Below are 17,993 nucleotides of genomic sequence, written 5' to 3'. Positions count from 1 at the left end.
GATCCCACGACGGACAGGCAGGTCGCCGGTCAACGGCACGAGCAGATGTCCGACAACAAGGCGGATCGGCAGCGCCGGACCTCTCGGGTGAGCATAACCCGATGTGTCAGGCCGATTTCGCCCGGGCTTCGTTCGCCGCGGGCGCGGGTCGCGCCATCCGCGTCTCGACGGGGCCCGTAACCTCGGCCCGACGCCGCGGCAGGGCGTGGGGATGGGCCCGTTGCAGCCAGTCGATCATCTTCTCACGGACCTCGCAGCGCAGCTCCCACGCGCGGGGCGAGTTGCGGGCACTCATCAGCGCGCGGATCTCGATGGTGTCCTGCGACGTGTCGATCACTTGCAGGACACAGACCTTGCCGTCGAAATACTCGGATTGTTCGCAGATCTCGCGCAGCTTCTTTCGCATCTCCGGCACGGGCGCCGTGTAGTCCAGGTGCCAGGTTGTGCCGCCGATGATCTGGCTCGACTCGCGTGTCCAGTTCTGGAACGGCTTCTCGATGAAATGGGCGAGCGGCACGACCATGCGCCGCAAGTCCCAGATGCGGATCACGACGTAGGTCGCGCGGATCTCCTCGATCCAGCCCCACTCGTCCTCGACGATGACCACGTCGTTCAGGCGGATCGGCTGGGTAAGCGCGATCTGGATCCCCGCGATCAGGTTAGCCAGCACAGGCCGCGCGGCAAAGCCCAGAACGAGACCCGCCGCACCGGCCGACGCGAAGAGCGAGACACCGAAGCTGCGCACCCCCTCGAACGTCGAAAGAACCACCCCCGCGGTAAGCAGGATGATCATGATCTTGGCGACCTTCTGCAGCACGTTGAGCTGTGTGGCGGTGGTGCGCGCGCCGTAGTCCTCTTCTTTCAGAGAGGTGCGCGAGATGGCCCGTCCGGTGAGCACGTCGGTGAAGATCAACGCCGACCAGCCGACGAACACGATCAGCAGCGCCCGCGCCCCGTGTTCGAGCCGCTGTTCCCACAGGCCCGGCAACTCCAGCAGCGGCAGCGCGATGCCGACCGCCAAGATCACGAGGACAAGCCGGAACGGCCGCTGAAGCCGCCGCGCGGTGCGCCAGATCAGGCCGTCGTGGCCGGACATGAAACGCAGCACGATGCGCCACACCAGCCGGTGGACGCTCAGGGCGAAAATCACGGCAAGCGCGAGGAGGGCCAGCTGCACCGCCTCGGTCGATAGAAGCTCTGAATAGGTCATCTTGCAAAGGTAGGCCCGCTGCAGCGCAGCAAAACCATGCCGGGAGAGATCGGGGGAGGTTTATGACGAGATGCGGCCCCATTCGACCGACATGCACGTTTCTTCGGCAGCCTTTGAACAGCCCCGGGGAACTTGGGCTCCAAGAAATCGACGGTCAGGCCTCGACGCTGCCTTCGAGCGTCGCGGGGTCGATCAGCGTCATGCCGTTCAGCATCCAGGCCACCTGCGTCCAAGCGGCGGCGGGGCGGATGATGACATCCCGCAGCTCGGGCGGGATGGGCGCGCGCGCGACCTCGAGTTCGATCCAGGCGGGCGGTGCGTTCTTCGGGCGCGGCAGCGTCTCGACCCGCCGTTCGGTGTGCAGGATCCGCGCCAGCAGGCCCAGACCCACCCGGAAGGCGCTGAGGGTTTGGGTGGAATTGTCCAGCCCGGTCGTGAACAGCGCGCGGATCAGCTGGTCGCGCCGCTCGCCCTCGGGCAGGTCGAAGGCCACGTGGGCCACGTTTCCGTCCACCCGCTGGAGCCAGGCCTTCAGCGCACCGACTTCGGGAATGTCCAGCCGCAGCCAGCGCGTGTTGCGGTGCATGTCGGTCGCATCGGCCAGCCGCAGCGTCGCGCTGTCCACCGACAGGTGGGCGATGGTGGCCGCGATCCGCTGGCCCGGGCGGGTGCCGAACATGCAGGGCACATCGACGGCGAACTTCTCTTCCTCGATCTCGCCCGGGGGCGACATGGCCACCACCTGCACCACCGACAGGACCAACATCGCCAGGACCGCCCATACCGCCGTCAGCGACAACTGGTCCGCCGTGTCCAGGATGCGCGTGTTGATGTCGGAATTCAGGTAAAGGCCGATCGCGGTGACGAGGACCAACGCCGAGGGCGCAAGGCTCATCAGCCTGTCGGTCGCGTTGCCGGCCGCCTTGCCCTTGGGCGTCACCTTGAAGGCGTGCCCGTGCGGGCGCACCAGCGTGGTCAGCACCGTGGGCAACGTGCGCGGCGTCTGCAAAGCGGTGTGCACCGTCGAGGCCAGGGGGAAATAGCTGCCCGGTGCGACCAGGCGCAGGGCCAGCATGGTCGCGGCCACGGCGGGCAGCTGGATCGACAGGATCTCGGACGTGGTCGCGCCCGGCAGCGGTGACCAGCCAGTCCAAAGACAGATGGCCGGCATCCCGAGAGTCGCCAGCACAACCAGCGGCTGGACCAGCCAGTGCGTCGGCAGGAACAGGATGCGATGTTGCAGCTTCAGCCCGGGGCCGAACGGACCTTCGCGCAGGAACAGGATCTGCATCGCGCCGCGGGCCCAGCGCGCCCGCTGCACGTACATCGCCGACAGCGATTCCGGCGCCAGCCCGATCGCCAGCCGTTCATTCAGGTAACGGGTGACGTACCCCTTGCGCAGCATCGCCAGCGTCAGAAGCATGTCCTCGGTGATCGAGCCGTAGGGCAGACCGCCGCCCACCGCCTCGATCGCCTTGCGCCGAGTGATCGAGTTCGACCCGCAGCAGAAGGCCGCGTTCCAGCCGTCGCGTCCGGCCATGATCTCGCCGAAGAACAACCGCTGGTCGTCGGGCATCTGCCCCCGCATCCCCAGATTCGTCTGCATGGGGTCGGCGTTGTAGAACGAATGCGGGATCTGCACGATCCCTACGTTGTCGTCCGCGAACAGCCCCATCGCGCGGTAGAGGAAGTTCTGCTGCGGCACGAAATCCGCGTCGAGCACCATGAAGAACTCGCCGTCGGTCCGGGCGATGGCGGCATTGATGTTGCCGGCCTTGGCATGGGCGTTGCCCTCGCGCGTCAGGTAGTCGACGCCCTTGGTCGCGCAGTAGTCCCGCAGCCAGTCGCGTTGGCCGTCATCGAGAACGCAGACCCGCAACCGGTCTTCGGGCCAGTCCAGCGAGGTGGCGCCGACGATGGTCTTTTCCAGAACGGCGAGATCTTCGTTGTAGGTGGCGATGAAGACGTCGACCGTGGGATGGTCGGCGGGCGCCAGGGCACGCAGCCGCGCCTCGCCCGCATCGGCGGCGGCCGAGTTGTCGCGCCGCCGCGACAACATGGCGAACAGGATCGCCGTTTCGACCCAGACCGCCAGCTCGATCGCCAAGACCGTGTAGAAGAAGACCTGCTCGCCAATGGCCGTGCCGGGTTCGGGCAGCGTTTCGCCCAGCCGCCATTGCAGGTAGCGCCACGCCACGCCCGCAACGGCCAGGAAAAGGGCGACGACCGCCATGTTGCGCGGCGTGCGCCCGCTGAGCCAGCTGCGTGGCAGCAGCATGGCGGTCCCGAAGACCAGCGCGAGGGGGACCAGATAGTCGGGCAGCATCAGTTGATCCGGCTGTCCGTTTCGGTCCCGTCATTGACGAGGCCCGCCACCAACGGCTGGTCCAGCAGGCCGACCCGGCCCGCCAGGGCGCGCACGGCGTCGAGAATCGTGTTCTTGCGGTCGAACCGCACCTCGGCCGAGCGTCCGACCTCGCAGAAGGCGCGGGACACCTTGGGGTCGGAGGGATCGACCGCTCCGATGCCCACGATGACGCGCAGTCCGCGATCGACCGTGATCCGCGGCTCGGCGGCCTGCATGTTGCGGTTGGGCCGCGTGTTGGCACCGTAGACGGCCGCCACCCGCGCGGTGAAGCTTTCGGTGGCGCCCTTGTATTTGACCTGTGCCGGGGTGCCCGGAACGATGGTCTCGAAGCTTTCTTCCGGCAGGATGACCTCCATGAACCGGCGCGAGCAGTCCAGGATCTGCGCCAGCGGCTCACCGATGCTGACCGACGACCCCTCGGGCGCCGAAACTTCCCAGATCACGCCGGCGGCGGTGACCTTCGGGACGAAGGCGTTCTGTTTCTTGGTCTCAATGCTCAGGCCTGCAATCTGAGATTGCAGGCCCTGGCGGCTGGCCCGCAGCTGGATCAGGCGGGCCTGGATGTCGGCCTGGCGGACCGCGATCTCGTCCAGGCGATAGCCGATCTGTTCGAGGTCGTTCGATTCGAGGTCCAGGTTCGATCCGCCGGTCAGGGCATCACGCTCGATCTGAAGCCGCCGCATCGTGGCCGTCGCGCTCGCCAGGGTGGCGCGATCCTCGAGCAGGGCCGTCCTGGCCGAGTCCACTTCGCGTTGGGGGGCGCTGCCGTTCTTGGACAGCTTCTCGAGCCGCTCCAGCCGGGCCTTCGACGCTTCCACTGTGGCTTCGGCGTGCTGGACCATGGCCCACGCCTCGTCCAGGCGAGGCACGAACCACCGCTTGCGCGCATCGACGGTGGCGGCGCGGCGGTCCTCGAGCTCCTTGCGCAGGCGTTCCAGCGCGTTCGATTGCTGGGTCAGGCCCGACATCTCGCCCGAAACGGCGGCCAGAGAGCTGCGCAGCGCACGAAGTTCGGACCCGCGCAGACTGCGGTTGTTCAGCACCAGCAGCGTGTCCCCCTCCGCGACCGGCTGCGCGATACTGGGCGATGCCTGCTCGATCACCCCGTCGAAGGGTGCATAGACCGCGATGATCGGCGCATTGACCACCGCCGAGGACGAAATATGCCCCGTCATCCGCGGCGCGATCGCGACGGCGGCCGATGCAAGTAGCAACGTTGCAGCGGACAATCTGAGGATACGGGTCGACACGACGCAAACCTCCTTAAGGTTAACGCCACCTTTTCGACGCGAATTGTGGCAAAGTGATGGGGATATATCATCTTTGCCGAGATATTGGCGCGAATTTACTAAATTCGTCTTACAAATGCCGTCGATGTCCTGGCCCGGACGATGGAATCAAGGTCCGCGCGGCAACCGGGCCGCCGTTCGCAACCCGGTAGAGAGCCGAGTTTGCCCCGGCAGCCTCCGGGCCAGACGAAAGGGGGACAACCCGAGCCAGCGGACAGTCGATCGATGATCGCCATACCGTGCCGACACCGGCCGCGATCACGGCGGATATCGCCGCCCTTGCCCGCCCATGGCCCTTCCCTCACGGCGTCCAAGCGCCTATAGCGCGGCCATGGCACAGAACCCGCCCGACCTTCGCCCCGACCTGTCGAACCCCCGGCTCGAACGTGACCTCGGCACGGTGCGGCCGGGCCGCAAACAGCCCACCATCGGCATGGTCAGCCTCGGCTGTCCCAAGGCGCTGGTCGACAGCGAGCGCATCCTGACCCGCCTGCGGGCCGAAGGCTACGGCATCTCGCCCGACTACTCGGGCGCCGACGCGGTGATCGTGAACACCTGCGGCTTTCTCGACAGTGCCAAGGCCGAAAGCCTGGACGCCATCGGCGAAGCGCTGACCGAGAACGGGCGCGTCATCGTCACCGGCTGCCTGGGGGCCGAGCCCGACTATATCACCGGCGCCCATCCCCGCGTGCTGGCCGTGACCGGGCCTCATCAATACGAACAGGTGCTCGATGCCGTGCACGCCGCCGTGCCGCCGGACCCGGACCCGTTCGTCGACCTGCTGCCCGCCCGGGGCGTCAGCCTGACACCGCACCACTACAGCTACCTGAAGATCTCGGAAGGCTGTAACCACAAATGCAAGTTCTGCATCATCCCCGACATGCGCGGGCGGCTGCAATCGCGGCCCGCGAAAGCGGTGATGCGCGAGGCGGAAAAGCTGGTCGAGGCCGGCGTGCGCGAGTTGCTCGTCATCAGCCAGGACACCAGCGCCTATGGCACCGACTGGAAGGACCGCGAGGTGAAGGCGCCGATCCTGGATCTGGCGCGCGAGCTCGGGACGCTCGGGGCCTGGGTGCGGCTGCACTATGTCTATCCCTACCCCCATGTGCGCGAGCTGATCCCGCACATGGCCGACCCGGCCTCGGGGCTGCTGCCCTACCTGGACATCCCGTTCCAGCACGCCCATCCCGACACGCTCAGGCGCATGGCGCGGCCCGCGGCGGCCGCGCGCACGCTGGACGAGATCGCCGCCTGGCGCCGCGACTGCCCCGACATCACTCTGCGCTCGACCTTCATCGTCGGCTATCCCGGCGAGACCGAGGAAGAATTCCAGACCCTGCTCGACTGGCTGGACGAGGCGCAGCTGGATCGCGTCGGCTGCTTTCAATACGAGAATGTCGAGGGCGCCCGCTCGAACGCGCTGCCCGACCACGTCCCCGACCCGGTCAAGCAGGAGCGGTGGGAGCGGTTCATGGAAAAGGCGCAAGCGATCTCGGCCGAACGGCTGGAGGCCAAGGTCGGCAAGCGGATGCAGGTCATCGTCGACAGCGTCGATGAAGAGGCGGCGACCTGCCGGACCATGGGCGACGCGCCCGAGATCGACGGGCACCTCTATATCGACGATAACTTCGCGGACCTCTCGGCGGGGCAGCTCGTCGAGGTCGAGGTGGACGAGGCCGGCGACTACGACCTTTGGGCAAGGCGGCTCTAAGCCAATACGACCCCAAAATGGATTGAGTTATTAAATGCCCCTGATAAACTTCGGGCCTGTTCGCAAGTTTCAATCCTTTGGTCACGTGAAGTCGTCGATGACACATTTCATTCTTCATCGCGCTCACTCCGCGCTGGCGCTGATCGTGATCGTTTTCTGCGTTTCCGGCCTGATCATCGGGTGGGCCTACGGACACGATGTCCTGTTTCGGGGCGCCACGCATTATTCCGCCATGGTCCCGACCACCCAGCTTTCGTTCTTAGGGCTCGCCCTTTCGCTGCCGATAGCCACGAGCGACCGGGCTCATCTGCGAACGCTGGCCCAGCGCGTTTGCGCCGCCGTCATTTTCCTGGTCGCCCTGAATGTTTGCGTGCGCCTGGCCGCCAGCGACGCCGGTAACGACGGGATGCTGCCCTTTGCCCTGGCCCCCACGGACCACATGTCTTACCTGACCGCGGGATTGTTGATACTGGCGGCGCTACTCATCGGCGACACGGCGCAAGCTTGGCCCGGACGGTCGCTCTTGGATCTCTCCGGTGCCCTGTGCGGCCTGACCACCGTCGGCAGCGTGGCCATGGCGCATTCCTTCGACCTGAGAAGCCCCCTTTCTCTTGAGATTGCCGACGGGATGTCGGTCTTCACCGCCGTTCTGTTCGGGATCGTATTCACCGCGATCCTGTTGCTACAGGCGCTCGAACCTTCAAGAGACGATGATTTCTTCGACGACTTCTCGATAAGCTGAAGACCCCCGAGGCCCGGTCAGTCGAACAGGTCGCCGCCCACGTCACTGCGCGGGCGCGGCAGGCCCAGATGGGTCCATGCCCCCTGCGTCAGCATCCGCCCCCGCGGCGTGCGCTGAATAAGACCCTGCTGGAGCAGGTAGGGCTCGATCACTTCCTCCAGCGCGTCGCGGCTTTCGCTCAACGCCGCCGACAGCGTTTCGATTCCCACCGGGCCGCCCTGGTAGTGCTCCGCGATCAGCTTCAGGTATCGCCGGTCCGCGCCGTCGAGACCGATCCGGTCCACGCCCAGCCGCGTCAGCGCATCGTCAGCTAGGGCGCGGGTGATCCGCCCGTCGCCATCGACCAGCGCGAAATCCACCACCCGGCGCAGCAGCCGACCGGCGATCCGTGGCGTGCCCCGCGCCCGCGCCGCGATCTCGCGCACGCCGTCGGCATCTGCAGCGACCCCCATCATCCGCGCGCCGCGCGCCACGATGTCCGACAGTTCCTCCACGGTATAGAATTGCAGCCGGACCGGGATGCCGAACCGGTCGCGCAGGGGTGTGGTCAGCAGGCCCAGCCGGGTGGTCGCCCCCACCAGCGTGAAGGGCTGAAGCTCGATCCGGACCGAGCGTGCGGCCGGCCCCTCGCCGATCACGAGGTCCAACTCGAAATCCTCGAGCGCGGGATAGAGAATTTCCTCGACCACCGGGTTCAAGCGATGGATCTCGTCGATGAACAGCACGTCGCGCGCGTCGAGATTGGTCAGGATCGCCGCCAGGTCGCCCGCCTTGGCCAGCACCGGCCCGCTGGTCATCTTGAAGTTCACGCCAAGCTCGCGCGCGACGATCTGCGCCAACGTGGTCTTGCCCAGGCCCGGAGGGCCGTGGAACAGCGCGTGATCCATCGCCCGCTCGCGCATCCGGGCGCTTTCGATGAAGACCTTCAGGTTGGCCCGCGCCTCGGCCTGCCCGGTGAAGGCATCCAGAGACTGCGGCCGCAGCGCGGGGCCGTCATCGTCGGGCAGCCGGTCGGGGCGCAGCGCGGGATCGGGTATGTCGGTCATGCCGGGGCCAGCCGTTTCAGGGCGGCGCGGATCAGCGACGAGGTATCGTCGGCGCCGTCACCCGCGGCCTCGGTCACCGCGCGGGCGGCGTCGGCGGGGGCGTAGCCCAGGTTGGCCAGCGCCGACAGCGCCTCGGCCTGGGCGCCCGCGCTGCTGGCCGGGGCCGACGCGGGCGGCGGGCTGTCGGGCGCGATGACGGGGTCCGGATCGGCGGGCGCGGCGGGGGCATTGGCCACGGGCCCGGCCCCCATGGCCATGACGGCGGGCGCCTTGTCCTTCAGCTCGTTCACCAGCCGCTGGGCAATCTTTGGCCCCACCCCCGGCGCCGTGCGCACCGCCGCCGCATCGCCCAGCGCGATAGCGCGGCTGACGCCATCGGGGCCCAGCGCGCCGAGAATCGCCATGGAGGCCTTTGCGCCGATTCCCTGCACACCCATCAGCAAGCGGTGCCATTCCTTTTCCACCGGCGTGAGGAAGCCGAACAGCTGCAACAGGTCCTCGCGCACCAGCAGATCGGTATAAAGCGCCGCGGCCTCGCCCGCGCCGGGCAGCGCGGCCAGCGTGCGTTCGTTGACGTAGACGACGTAGCCGACACCGCCCACGTCAATCATCACGTGATCGCTGCCCCGCAGGATCAGCCGCCCGGCCAGCCGCCCGATCATGCCCGCGCCCGCGCCATGGCCCGCGCGCCCTGCAGGTGAAACGCGTGGCAGAGCGCGATGGCCAGCGCATCGGCGGCATCGGCGCCCGCGGGCACCGCGCCGGGAAGCTGCATCTTAACCATGTGCTCGACCTGGCGCTTGTCGGCGTGGCCCACGCCCACGACGGTCTTCTTGACGGTGTTGGGGGCGTATTCGCCCACCTCGACCCCGGACTGCGCCAGCGCCAGCAGCGCCACGCCCCGGGCCTGCCCCAGCTTGAGCGTGCCGGCACCGTCGCGGTTCACGAAAGTCTGCTCGATCGCGGCGGTGTCGGGCGCGTGCGAGACAAGCAGATCGGTCAGCTGCCGATGCAGCCCCATCAGCCGCAATCCCAGCGCTGTGCCGGTCTCGGAGGTGCAATGGCCGTTGGCCACGTGCCGCAGGCGCGAGCCATCAACCTCGATCACCCCCCAGCCCATGGTCTGAAGCCCCGGATCGACGCCCAGTATCCGCATCCTGCCTGCCCTTCCCGCTTGTTACACGGCACGTAGCACGAAACGCGAACATGCGCCAAGGTCGATGCGGGCGGGACCGGTGCGCTGTGCCCGCAAAGCGACAGCCGCGAAATATCGCGGAGGCGTCAATGAACCGGTCATAAACGGCTGAAAAAGAGCATGAAAACGACCGCTTACCCGGCGGAAACGTCATGCAATCCGAGCATATCTGCCATGCGAAAAAACCGGATTGTTCGCCGGCTGCTCAAGTAATAGGCGCGATCCGTTCTGCATGGCCGAACCGCTCTGTAAGTCCGTCGATAGAAGGAATGTAACGATGGCAATCTACGACATGTCCCGCCCCACAGGTGAAGCGCTCAGCACCCGCATCGCCACCTATCTCGTGCGTCTGGCCTACGCCGCTGTGGACGCCACCCGTGTTCGCAAGACCCAGAAGGTTCTGTCCAGCCTGACCGACGAAGAGCTGTTCGATATCGGTCTCACGCGCGAGGACATTCGCGCCATGGGCCGCCGCATCTGAGGGCAGCCCGCACCATTTGGAAGGCTGCGCGCCCCACCGCGCAGCCTTCCCCGGCGCGATCATTCCCTTCAGAAGATCGCCGCCAGTTCCATCGCTTGCAGGATGTTCATGCCGCGCTGGACCAGATCGACCACCGCTAGCGTCAGCGCGTCGCCGTTCAGCACGAACGCCGCCGTCTGGTCGACGCTGTTTCCGCCGGCCAGCGTCTCGACGCGCGCCAGGTAGTCGGCCGTGCCCAGGTTCAGGATCGCCAGCGCCTTGAACGCCCACAGGGCAAGCGCGATGCGCATGAGGCCCACCAGCGGCAGTTCGCGGCGCACGCGGCGCGGACGGCTGATGATCAGCCCGTCTTCGGTGATCGTGTGAATCCGACCGCGCTTGGCGATCTTGGCGTTCTTGATGATCCGCTTCGAGCGGCTATCGAAATTCGCTTCGGTCAAGTAAGCCATCTTGCAGCATCCCGGTTGTCGGCCCCCACCGACGCGCAGTGATATCGACCCGGGATGTGGCAGGAATGCGGCAAATCAGGCTAATCTGGCGAAAATCGGGCCCTTCGAGACCAAAACCGGGCGCTTTCCCGGCTCAGGCGCGCAGGGTCAGCGTCGTCCAGTCACCAATCACGCGGCGGTCGACCAGATTGATCCCGTTGCGTGCATAAACCTCGACCACCTCGTCTGCCTGCGGGTTCAGGATGCCCGACAGGATCACGAAAGCGCCCGAATCGGCGTGCCGCGCCACGTCGGGCGCCAGGGCCACCAGCGGGCCCTTTAGAATATTGGCGAAGACCAGGTCGAAGGGCGCGCGTGCGGCGATGTCGGCGGTGTCGAATCCCATGGCCTCGACACAGTCCACCCTGCCATTCAGCCCATTCAGCGCCACATTTGCCCGCGCCACGTCCACCGCCACGGCGTCGATATCGCTGGCCAGAACGGGATGGTCGGGCCAGACACGCGCGGCGGCCATGGCCAGGACGGCGGTGCCGCAGCCGATATCGACCACGTTGCGGCAGGTGACCCCTTCGGCGAGTAGCTTGTCCAGCGCCTCGAGACATCCGCGAGTTGTGCCGTGATGGCCGGTGCCGAAGGCCATGGCGGCATCCACCAGCAGGGCCACGCGGTCCTCGGGCAGGTTGTCGGCGTCGTGGCTGCCGTAGAGCCAGAACCGCCCGGCCTCGACCGGGGCCAGTTCGCGGCGCACCTTGGCCACCCAGTCGACCTCGGGCAGTTCGCTGACGACGAAGGGCCGGGTGTCGAACGCCGCTTCCAGCACCGCCAGCGCTGCCCGGTCCGGCGCGGCCTCGAAATAGGCGCCAACCTCCCACAGGCCGCTGTCGTCCTCCATCTCGAAGACGCCGACGCCCGTGGGCTCGGGGTCCATCCGCTCCATCGCCTCGCCCAGCGCGCGGGCATTGTCGGCATCGGGAAGGGTGGTCAGCGCGGTGAAGGTCGGCATGGGGCAAGCTCCGGTCGGGCGCGGTCAGGGGCGCCTTCCCATTCCACGATTGCCCCGCCGCAGCAAGTCCAAGCCGTCACCAGAAGACGAACAGCACCGCCGCCATCGCGACCGCCAGGACAAGCGCGTGCCAGCGGATATCCAAGTACCAGGGCTGATCGTAGGCCGCGTCCTCCAGCGCCATGCCGCGGCGCCACATCACCTGCTCGTCGATGTCCTTCTTGTCGGTCACCAGGCTGACGCCCACGTAGAAAAGCAGGCAGAGCACTGTGACCACGGCCACGTTGATGGTGAAATGCAGCGGCCAGATCGGCTCGGCCCCGAACAGGCCCATCACACCGGCATTGCCGAGGCAGAACAGCACCGCGCCCAGCGTGTGGCCGAAGATCAAAGTGTAGAAGCCGCCCTTCTCGGTCCCGATCCGCGACAGCGCGCCCATGACGAACAGCACCACCAGCGGCGGCACGAGGATCGAGAACATCTGTTGCAGGTAGGACCACAGCCCGCCCGCGAACTGGATCAGCGGCGCCCAGATGATCGCCGCCACCATGAAGCCAAGCGTGGCGTAGGTGCCGTAGCGCTTGCGCTTGCTGTCCTCGATTTCCTGCTCGGGCTTGGTGACGAAATCGTGGATAAGGAGGGTCGAGGACGAGTTCAGCGTGGAATCGACGCTGGACATGATGGCGGCGATAAGCCCCGCCAGCACCAGCCCCGTCAGGCCGGCGGGCAAGAGCTCGGTGATCATGATCGGGAACACCCGGTCCGCCGTCTCGATATCCGGCAGGATCGCGGTGGCCATGGCGCCGGGAAACACCATGATAAACAGCGGCAGGATCTTCAGCATGCCCCCCAGGATTGCGCCCCACTGCGCGTCGGGCAGCGACCGGGCGCCCAGAATGCGCTGCACGATGTACTGGTTGGTGACCCAGTACCAGAAGCCCAGCAGCGACACGCCGAAGAACAGGCCAGGCCAGGGCAGCGTCTCGTTCGACAACGGCAGCACCATGCTCAGGTGGTTCTCGTTCGGCACGCTCTCGCGGATCTCGGCGAACGAGAAATCCAGCTGCGCGAACATCACGAAGGCCAGAATCGCCGAGCCGCCGATCAGGACCACGGCCTGCAGTACGTCGGTATAGACGACTGCCTTCAGGCCGCCCGCCGCCGTGTAGATCCCGGCGAAAAGCCCGATCGCCAGCGAACTGGCCCAGAGCGGCACGTTTGGGAAGAAGGTGTTCAGCACCAGCCCCCCCGCGTAAAGCCCGCCGGCGCAATCGACCACGACCGTGAAAAAGATCGTCAGGCCCGAGAAATACAGCCGCGTGCGCCGGCTGTAGCGGCGGTCGAGATACTCGGGCGTTGTTGTGATCTTCGATTTCAGGAAGATCGGCGCGAAGACGAAGGCCATGATCAGCAGCGGGATGCCCGCCATCCACTCGTAGGCCGAGGGTGCGATACCCGTGGTATAGGCCGAGCCCGTCAGACCGATGAGCGTCGAGGACGAGATGTTCGAGGCGAACAGCGAAAATCCGATGGCCGCCCAGCCCAGCGATCGCCCGGCAAGAAACAGGTCGTCGCTGGACGAGGTGCGCTTGGACACCCAGACGCCGATCAGGATGACCACGCCGAAATAGGCGGCGATGACCCCGATGTCCAAACCGGTGATTGCCTGCTGAACGTCTTCCAATGCCGCCTCCCGAGCGCCTGCGAACGATGATCGTGTGTCCGGTCAGAACCGCAGCGCACGCGCCGCGGTTCCGAAGACGCGACCTTGCAACCGTATCGGCGGGCACGAAAAAGCCGCGCGAAGCTTCCCTCGCGCGGCGTCGTAGCAAGTGTCGCCTCGTGGGGCGCCGTCAGGTCGCGGGCAAGCCGGTGCCGATCGGGCAGGTCACGCCGGTGCCGCCGATCCCGCAATAGCCGCCGGGATTCTTGGCCAGGTACTGCTGATGATAGCCTTCGGCGAAGTAGAAGGTCGGCGCGTCCGTGATCTCGGTCGTGATCTCACCGAACCCGGCGGCGCGCATCCGCTCGGCAAAGGTGTCGCGGGTGGACTTGGCCGCCTGCTTCTGCGCGTCGGTCGTGGCGTAGATGCCCGAGCGATACTGGGTGCCCACGTCGTTACCCTGCCGCATGCCCTGAGTCGGGTCGTGGCCTTCCCAGAACACCTTCAGCAGGTCCTCGTAGGTGATCACCTCGGGGTCGTAGACGACGCGCACGACCTCGTTATGGCCCGTGCGTCCGGTACAGACCTCTTCGTAGGTCGGGTTCGGGGTATAGCCGCCCGCGTAGCCGACCATTGTCAGCCAGACGCCGGGCAGCTTCCAGAACATCCGCTCCACACCCCAGAAGCAGCCCATGCCGAACACGGCGACCTCGTGGCCCTCGGGCACGTCGGCGGTCAACGGACGGTCGAGCACGTAATGCGTGGCGGCAGTGGCGATGGGGGCCTCTCGGCCGGTCAGGGCCTCGTCCTTCGACACCATCTCGGCTTTCTTGCGCAGGATCTGGAACATGAAAATCTCCTAGCTTCTCGTGAACACATATAAGAAGCGCGCCCGGGCAATGCCACGGGCGCGCGGATCTGTCACGAAAGATTGCCCCCGCGCCGTCAGCGGGCGAAGTAGGTCTCGACCGCCCGTTCGGCGATGGATTGCAGGAAGGCTGCGTCTTCGGCGGGAACCGCTCCGTAGTAATCGTACGAATTGCCCTCGGCCGATTCGTCGTAGAGTGCGGCATAGACCGTCGCCGCCGCGAGATAGGTGCCCAGTTGCGACGGGTGGCTTCCGTCGAATTCCTTGTGAAGCACCATGTCCGGCCGCTCGGCATAGGCAAGTTCGAATGCCAGCCCGACCGGGATCACCAGCGCGCCATTGGCATTGCCGGTCTCGGTATAGCCTTCGTCGATCCCCGCGAACATCTCGGGATCGTAGCTGCCATGCTCCTCGGTGTAGGCCGGGGTCATGTAAAGCGCCGGCTGACTTCCCGCCGCCTCGATCTTGTCGGCCATCGTTTCGACGGCGGACGTAAACCGCTCCATCTTCGCGTCCGAGGTCGTGGCCGTGCTGTGACCCTGAAGGATGACCACGTCGAAAGGCTCATCGATCCCCAGGTTGCCGGGCTCAAGATGGCTGTCCAGCGCCTGCTGATCAAGGTATCCGCCCGAGATCGTGGCCGACTTGTAGGTAAAGTCGCCGTCCGGATAGGCCGCGCGCGCCATCCGGACCACGTGATTGTGGATGCTGTCGCCATAATACAGGTAACTGTTACCGACGAAGAGAATGGTCGACGGGTTCTCGGCCGCGCCGACGTCGACCTCTGGTGCCGGCCCCTCTCCGGCATCCTGTGCCACGGCCGCACTGGCAGCCAGAATTGCTGCAATTGAAATCGCATGACGGAACATGATCGTCCTCCCAAATGACTGTGGTCCGAGTGCGATCGAGCCTCGCACACCTACTGCGCGATGCAAGCCGCTCGATTTCGCTCTATGAGGTCGAAGTCGGGGATCGCCTTCATTCAGCGGGCGCAGGGACCAGGCGATTCAGGATCGTCTCGTTCCCCGGCGCGGGGTGGCGCGGGATCATCAGCGCCAGCATCAGCGAAGTAGCCGCCATGCCCGCCGCAAGGCCGAAGACCGCGCCGGGCGACACGACCCACAGGTAACCCAGCCCCGCGGGCAGGAACACGGCCGCGATGTGGTTGATGGTGAAGGCCACGGCGGCGGTGGGCGCGATATCGCGCGGGTCCGCGATCTTCTGGAAATAGGTCTTCAGCGCGAAGGCCAGCGCGAAGAAGATGTGATCGATCACGTAGAGCGTCGCGGCCAGCGCCACGCCCCAGCCGAAATAGTAGATCCCGCCATACAGCAGGAAGACCACGATCAGGCCGATATACTCGAAACCCAGCGTCGCCCGTTCGCCGAACCGGTGCACCGCGCGGCCCATGAAGGGCGCCAGGATCATGTTCGCGACGAAGTTGATCAGCAGCAGCGCCGTGACTTCGTGCACGTCGAAGCCGAACCGCTCGACCATCATGAAGGCCGCGAAGACCACGAAGATCTGCCGCCGCGCGCCCGACATGAACTGCAGCGCGTAGTAAAGCCAGTAGCGGCGGCGCAGCACGAAGGTCTTCAACTGCGGGTCGGGGGCCTGGAACTGCGGGAAAGCGACCATGCAATAGATGGCGATCAGCACCGTCGCGCCGCCGCCCAGCATGTAGACGGTGGCATAGCTCAGATCGAAAGCGCGCCACGTGACCACCAGCAGGCTGTAGCTCAGAAGCGCGGCGGCCGAGCCCACGGCCACCAGCCAGCCCAGCACCTGTGGCGCCCGGTCCTTCGGCAGCCATTGCAGTTGCAGGCTCTGGTTCACGGTCTCGTAGTAGTGAAACCCGATGGAGCTGAGCATGGTCAGCGTGAGGATCCCGCCGAGGCTGGGAAAATAGGCCGTGATCGCCGTGGCCGCGCCCAGCAGCAGCAGGGACACGAGGCCCAGCACCTGTTCGCGGATGAAGATGATCAGCGCGATCACGCCGACCGCCAGGAAGCCCGGGATCTCGCGCACGGTGTGCAACCATCCGATCTCGACCCCGGTGAAATCGGCGACCTCGATCACGAAATTGTTGAGAAGCGCGGACCACGTGGCAAAGGCCAGCGGCATGGCGAACGCCATCAGCAGAAGAAGCGTCACGGGCCTGCGCCACAGGGGCAGCTCGCGCGCCTGGGACAGGGGGACGATGCGCATGGAAGTGCCTTACGCCGCGGCGGGATCGAAGGGAAGTCCGTGCGCGGTCGAGCGCCGGTCGGGCATCGTGATGGAACACCGGCCCCGGGGGTGCCCGTTGTCCCCCCGAACTGATCGAAACGGAGGATATCCGACATGAAAATTCTGACGACGACCGCAATCGCCGCCACCCTCGCCGCAGGCCCGGTGCTGGCCGAGGAGCATTCCAATGCCGAGATGAGCGGCGACCAGACCGAAACGGCCCAGACCGAGACCATGGACAGCTCGGGGATGGACGGCGCCGAGACCGCCGCCGACCCGCTGATCGTGACCGTCGGCACGACCGAGATCACCGCGTCCGACGTGACCGCGGCCGTGCAGTCGCTGCCGCCGCAGATGCAACAGCGTCCGGCCGAGCAGCTGATTCCCTTCGTGGTCGACCAGCTGGTCCTGCGCGAGCTGATCCTGATGGATGCCGCCCGCACGAACGGTCAGAGCGCCGAGAGCGAACAGCAGGCCAACGCCGCCGACAGCTCGGATAGCACCGGCGACGAAACCGAGATGGCCTCGGCCGACAGCGCCGGTTCGACCGAGATGAGCGACGACACGACCGACATGGCCGCCAGCGACAGCTCCGGTGCGCAGTCCGGCCAGGGCATGCAGGACGAGAACGCCACCATCGAAGCCTACGTGAGCGACCGCATGGAAGGCGTCGTGACCGACGAGGCCGTGCAGCGCGTCTACGACGAAGCGGCCGCCAACAGCGATGCCGAACTGCCGCCGCTCGAGCAGGTGCGCCCGCAGATCGAACAGCAGCTCCGCGCCGAGGAAATCGCCTCGCTGCGTGACGAGCTGGAAGAAGGCGTCGAGATCGTCTTCTACGGTCCCGACGGGCAGCCGCGCGAAGCGACGACCGCCGATCAGGGCTAAGTCAGCCTGACGTCTGATCCGAAGGGCCGCGCGGCAACGCGCGGCCCTTTTTCATTCCTGCCGCGCCCGCACCACGGCCAGCGCGTAAAGGTGCCAGCTCGCGTGTCCCAGCAACGGCAACACCACCAGCAGGCCAAGGAACGCCGGCACGATTGCCAGCACCGTCAGTCCCGCGACCATCAGCCCCCAGCCCAGCATCGGGACGGGATGGCGCCGCACGTAGCCCGCGCTGGCGATCATCGCGGTGATCACGTCGATGTCCCGGTCCAGCAGCATCGGCAGAGCCATGACCGAGGTCGAGAACAGCACCAGCGCGAAGAGCCCGCCCACCAGGGTTCCGAAAGCCAGCATCCCCAGCCCGTTCGCCGTCAGGTAGACGTCCAGCCCCGTTGAGACGTTCGTCATCGGCGATAGCCCCAGGAACAGCGCGAAGATCATGTGGCCGAGGAAGAACCAGAACAGGAACAGGATGACCATCGCCGCGCCCAGCAGCGGCAATTGCCCGGTGCGCTGCGCCAGCGTCTCGGCCAGCACCGCGCGCCAGGTTAGCGGCTGGCGCAGGTCCATCCGCCGCGACCCGTCGTAAAGCGCGACGGCGGCGAAGGGCGCGATCAACGGGAACCCCATGGCGGCGAGCACCAGCCAATAGGTCGTGCCGCTGGCGACGGTGATCCACGCGATCAGCCAGCCCAGCACCACGTAGACGCCCGACACCGCCAGCCCGAAGCGCGGCGCGGCGCGGAAATCCGACCACGCGAGCGCCAGTGCCTCGGCGAAAAGGGCCCGGTCGGGGCGGCCCAGGGCTGGGGGCCGCGTGACACTGGCTGCTGGCATGTCCACTCTGCGGCCCC

General features: G+C 66.5%; 17 protein-coding genes. 4 read left to right on the top strand and 13 right to left on the bottom strand.

The features are described from left to right. Nucleotides 1-106 precede the first annotated feature (106 nt). The 3 genes from BMX96_RS13640 to BMX96_RS13630 all read right to left on the bottom strand — a co-directional run bounded on the left by BMX96_RS13640 (nucleotide 107) and on the right by BMX96_RS13630 (nucleotide 4,753). Nucleotides 107-1,210: a mechanosensitive ion channel family protein gene (locus tag BMX96_RS13640; RefSeq protein ID WP_091845999.1), complete on the bottom strand. Its 1,104-nt coding sequence runs from the start codon at nucleotides 1,208-1,210 to the stop codon at nucleotides 107-109. Nucleotides 1,211-1,364: 154 nt separating this feature from the next. After that, the gene (locus BMX96_RS13635) at nucleotides 1,365-3,536 is read right to left on the bottom strand and encodes a glycosyltransferase (protein WP_091845998.1); all 2,172 of its coding nucleotides are present in this window, start codon (nucleotides 3,534-3,536) and stop codon (nucleotides 1,365-1,367) included. Further along, a complete protein-coding gene (locus BMX96_RS13630) occupies nucleotides 3,536-4,753 on the bottom strand; it encodes an HlyD family secretion protein (RefSeq protein ID WP_214606853.1) in 1,218 nt (405 codons plus the stop codon). The genes BMX96_RS13635 and BMX96_RS13630 overlap by 1 nt, the downstream gene beginning before the upstream one ends. 445 nt (nucleotides 4,754-5,198) lie before the next feature. On the opposite strand from BMX96_RS13630, the gene rimO reads away from it, so the two are divergent. Beyond that, a complete protein-coding gene (rimO, locus tag BMX96_RS13625; RefSeq protein WP_091845996.1) occupies nucleotides 5,199-6,578 on the top strand; it encodes a 30S ribosomal protein S12 methylthiotransferase RimO in 1,380 nt (459 codons plus the stop codon). Nucleotides 6,579-6,612: 34 nt separating this feature from the next. Continuing rightward, nucleotides 6,613-7,320, top strand: coding sequence for a hypothetical protein (locus BMX96_RS13620; protein ID WP_091845995.1), 708 nt, complete (start codon nucleotides 6,613-6,615; stop codon nucleotides 7,318-7,320). A gap of 17 nt (nucleotides 7,321-7,337) precedes the next feature. Here BMX96_RS13620 and ruvB read toward each other — a convergent pair whose 3' ends face one another. Genes ruvB through ruvC form a run of 3 tightly spaced genes read right to left on the bottom strand, consistent with a single transcriptional unit; the run spans nucleotide 7,338 to nucleotide 9,522 of the window. Next, complete coding sequence (ruvB, locus tag BMX96_RS13615) at nucleotides 7,338-8,366, bottom strand: Holliday junction branch migration DNA helicase RuvB (RefSeq protein ID WP_091845994.1); 1,029 nt, start codon at nucleotides 8,364-8,366, stop codon at nucleotides 7,338-7,340. After that, the gene (ruvA, locus tag BMX96_RS13610) at nucleotides 8,363-9,028 is read right to left on the bottom strand and encodes a Holliday junction branch migration protein RuvA (RefSeq protein ID WP_091845993.1); all 666 of its coding nucleotides are present in this window, start codon (nucleotides 9,026-9,028) and stop codon (nucleotides 8,363-8,365) included. Before ruvA ends, ruvB begins: the two co-directional genes overlap by 4 nt. After that, entirely contained in the window at nucleotides 9,025-9,522 is a 498-nt protein-coding gene (gene ruvC, locus BMX96_RS13605) for a crossover junction endodeoxyribonuclease RuvC (RefSeq protein ID WP_091845992.1), read from the bottom strand. The genes ruvA and ruvC overlap by 4 nt, the downstream gene beginning before the upstream one ends. A 316-nt stretch (nucleotides 9,523-9,838) precedes the next feature. On the opposite strand from ruvC, the gene BMX96_RS13600 reads away from it, so the two are divergent. Beyond that, complete coding sequence (locus BMX96_RS13600; protein WP_139210103.1) at nucleotides 9,839-10,042, top strand: DUF1127 domain-containing protein; 204 nt, start codon at nucleotides 9,839-9,841, stop codon at nucleotides 10,040-10,042. 68 nt (nucleotides 10,043-10,110) lie between these two features. Here BMX96_RS13600 and BMX96_RS13595 read toward each other — a convergent pair whose 3' ends face one another. The 6 genes from BMX96_RS13595 to BMX96_RS13570 form a co-directional block, all read right to left on the bottom strand. Continuing rightward, a complete protein-coding gene (locus BMX96_RS13595) occupies nucleotides 10,111-10,491 on the bottom strand; it encodes a hypothetical protein (protein WP_139210101.1) in 381 nt (126 codons plus the stop codon). 133 nt (nucleotides 10,492-10,624) lie between these two features. After that, nucleotides 10,625-11,494, bottom strand: coding sequence for a 50S ribosomal protein L11 methyltransferase (locus tag BMX96_RS13590; RefSeq protein WP_091845989.1), 870 nt, complete (start codon nucleotides 11,492-11,494; stop codon nucleotides 10,625-10,627). Between the two features lie 76 nt (nucleotides 11,495-11,570). After that, nucleotides 11,571-13,178 (bottom strand): sodium:solute symporter, encoded by a 1,608-nt coding sequence (locus BMX96_RS13585; RefSeq protein ID WP_091845988.1) that lies wholly within the window; start codon nucleotides 13,176-13,178, stop codon nucleotides 11,571-11,573. A 169-nt stretch (nucleotides 13,179-13,347) separates the two neighbouring features. Then, nucleotides 13,348-14,007 carry a peptide-methionine (S)-S-oxide reductase MsrA gene (msrA, locus tag BMX96_RS13580; RefSeq protein WP_091845987.1) on the bottom strand — a complete coding sequence of 220 codons (660 nt, stop codon included), beginning with the start codon at nucleotides 14,005-14,007 and terminating at the stop codon, nucleotides 13,348-13,350. Between the two features lie 95 nt (nucleotides 14,008-14,102). Further along, nucleotides 14,103-14,843, bottom strand: a complete 741-nt coding sequence (locus BMX96_RS13575) for an SGNH/GDSL hydrolase family protein (RefSeq protein ID WP_139210099.1) — start codon at nucleotides 14,841-14,843, stop codon at nucleotides 14,103-14,105. A gap of 160 nt (nucleotides 14,844-15,003) precedes the next feature. Further along, nucleotides 15,004-16,233 carry an MFS transporter gene (locus BMX96_RS13570; protein WP_091845985.1) on the bottom strand — a complete coding sequence of 410 codons (1,230 nt, stop codon included), beginning with the start codon at nucleotides 16,231-16,233 and terminating at the stop codon, nucleotides 15,004-15,006. A gap of 135 nt (nucleotides 16,234-16,368) precedes the next feature. Between BMX96_RS13570 and BMX96_RS13565 the strand changes: the two genes are divergently transcribed. Continuing rightward, the gene (locus BMX96_RS13565) at nucleotides 16,369-17,142 is read left to right on the top strand and encodes a hypothetical protein (protein ID WP_091845984.1); all 774 of its coding nucleotides are present in this window, start codon (nucleotides 16,369-16,371) and stop codon (nucleotides 17,140-17,142) included. A gap of 51 nt (nucleotides 17,143-17,193) precedes the next feature. Here the strand turns inward: BMX96_RS13565 and BMX96_RS13560 are convergent, their stop codons facing one another. Next, nucleotides 17,194-17,976, bottom strand: a complete 783-nt coding sequence (locus BMX96_RS13560) for a DUF2189 domain-containing protein (RefSeq protein ID WP_091845983.1) — start codon at nucleotides 17,974-17,976, stop codon at nucleotides 17,194-17,196. Nucleotides 17,977-17,993: the final 17 nt, after the last annotated feature.

The organism is Palleronia pelagia, assembly GCF_900110115.1.
GTDB classification, from domain to species: Bacteria; Pseudomonadota; Alphaproteobacteria; order Rhodobacterales; family Rhodobacteraceae; genus Palleronia; species Palleronia pelagia.
The sequence above is the reverse complement of the archived record's forward strand: the minus strand, read 5'-3'. Positions and strand labels throughout refer to the sequence as shown.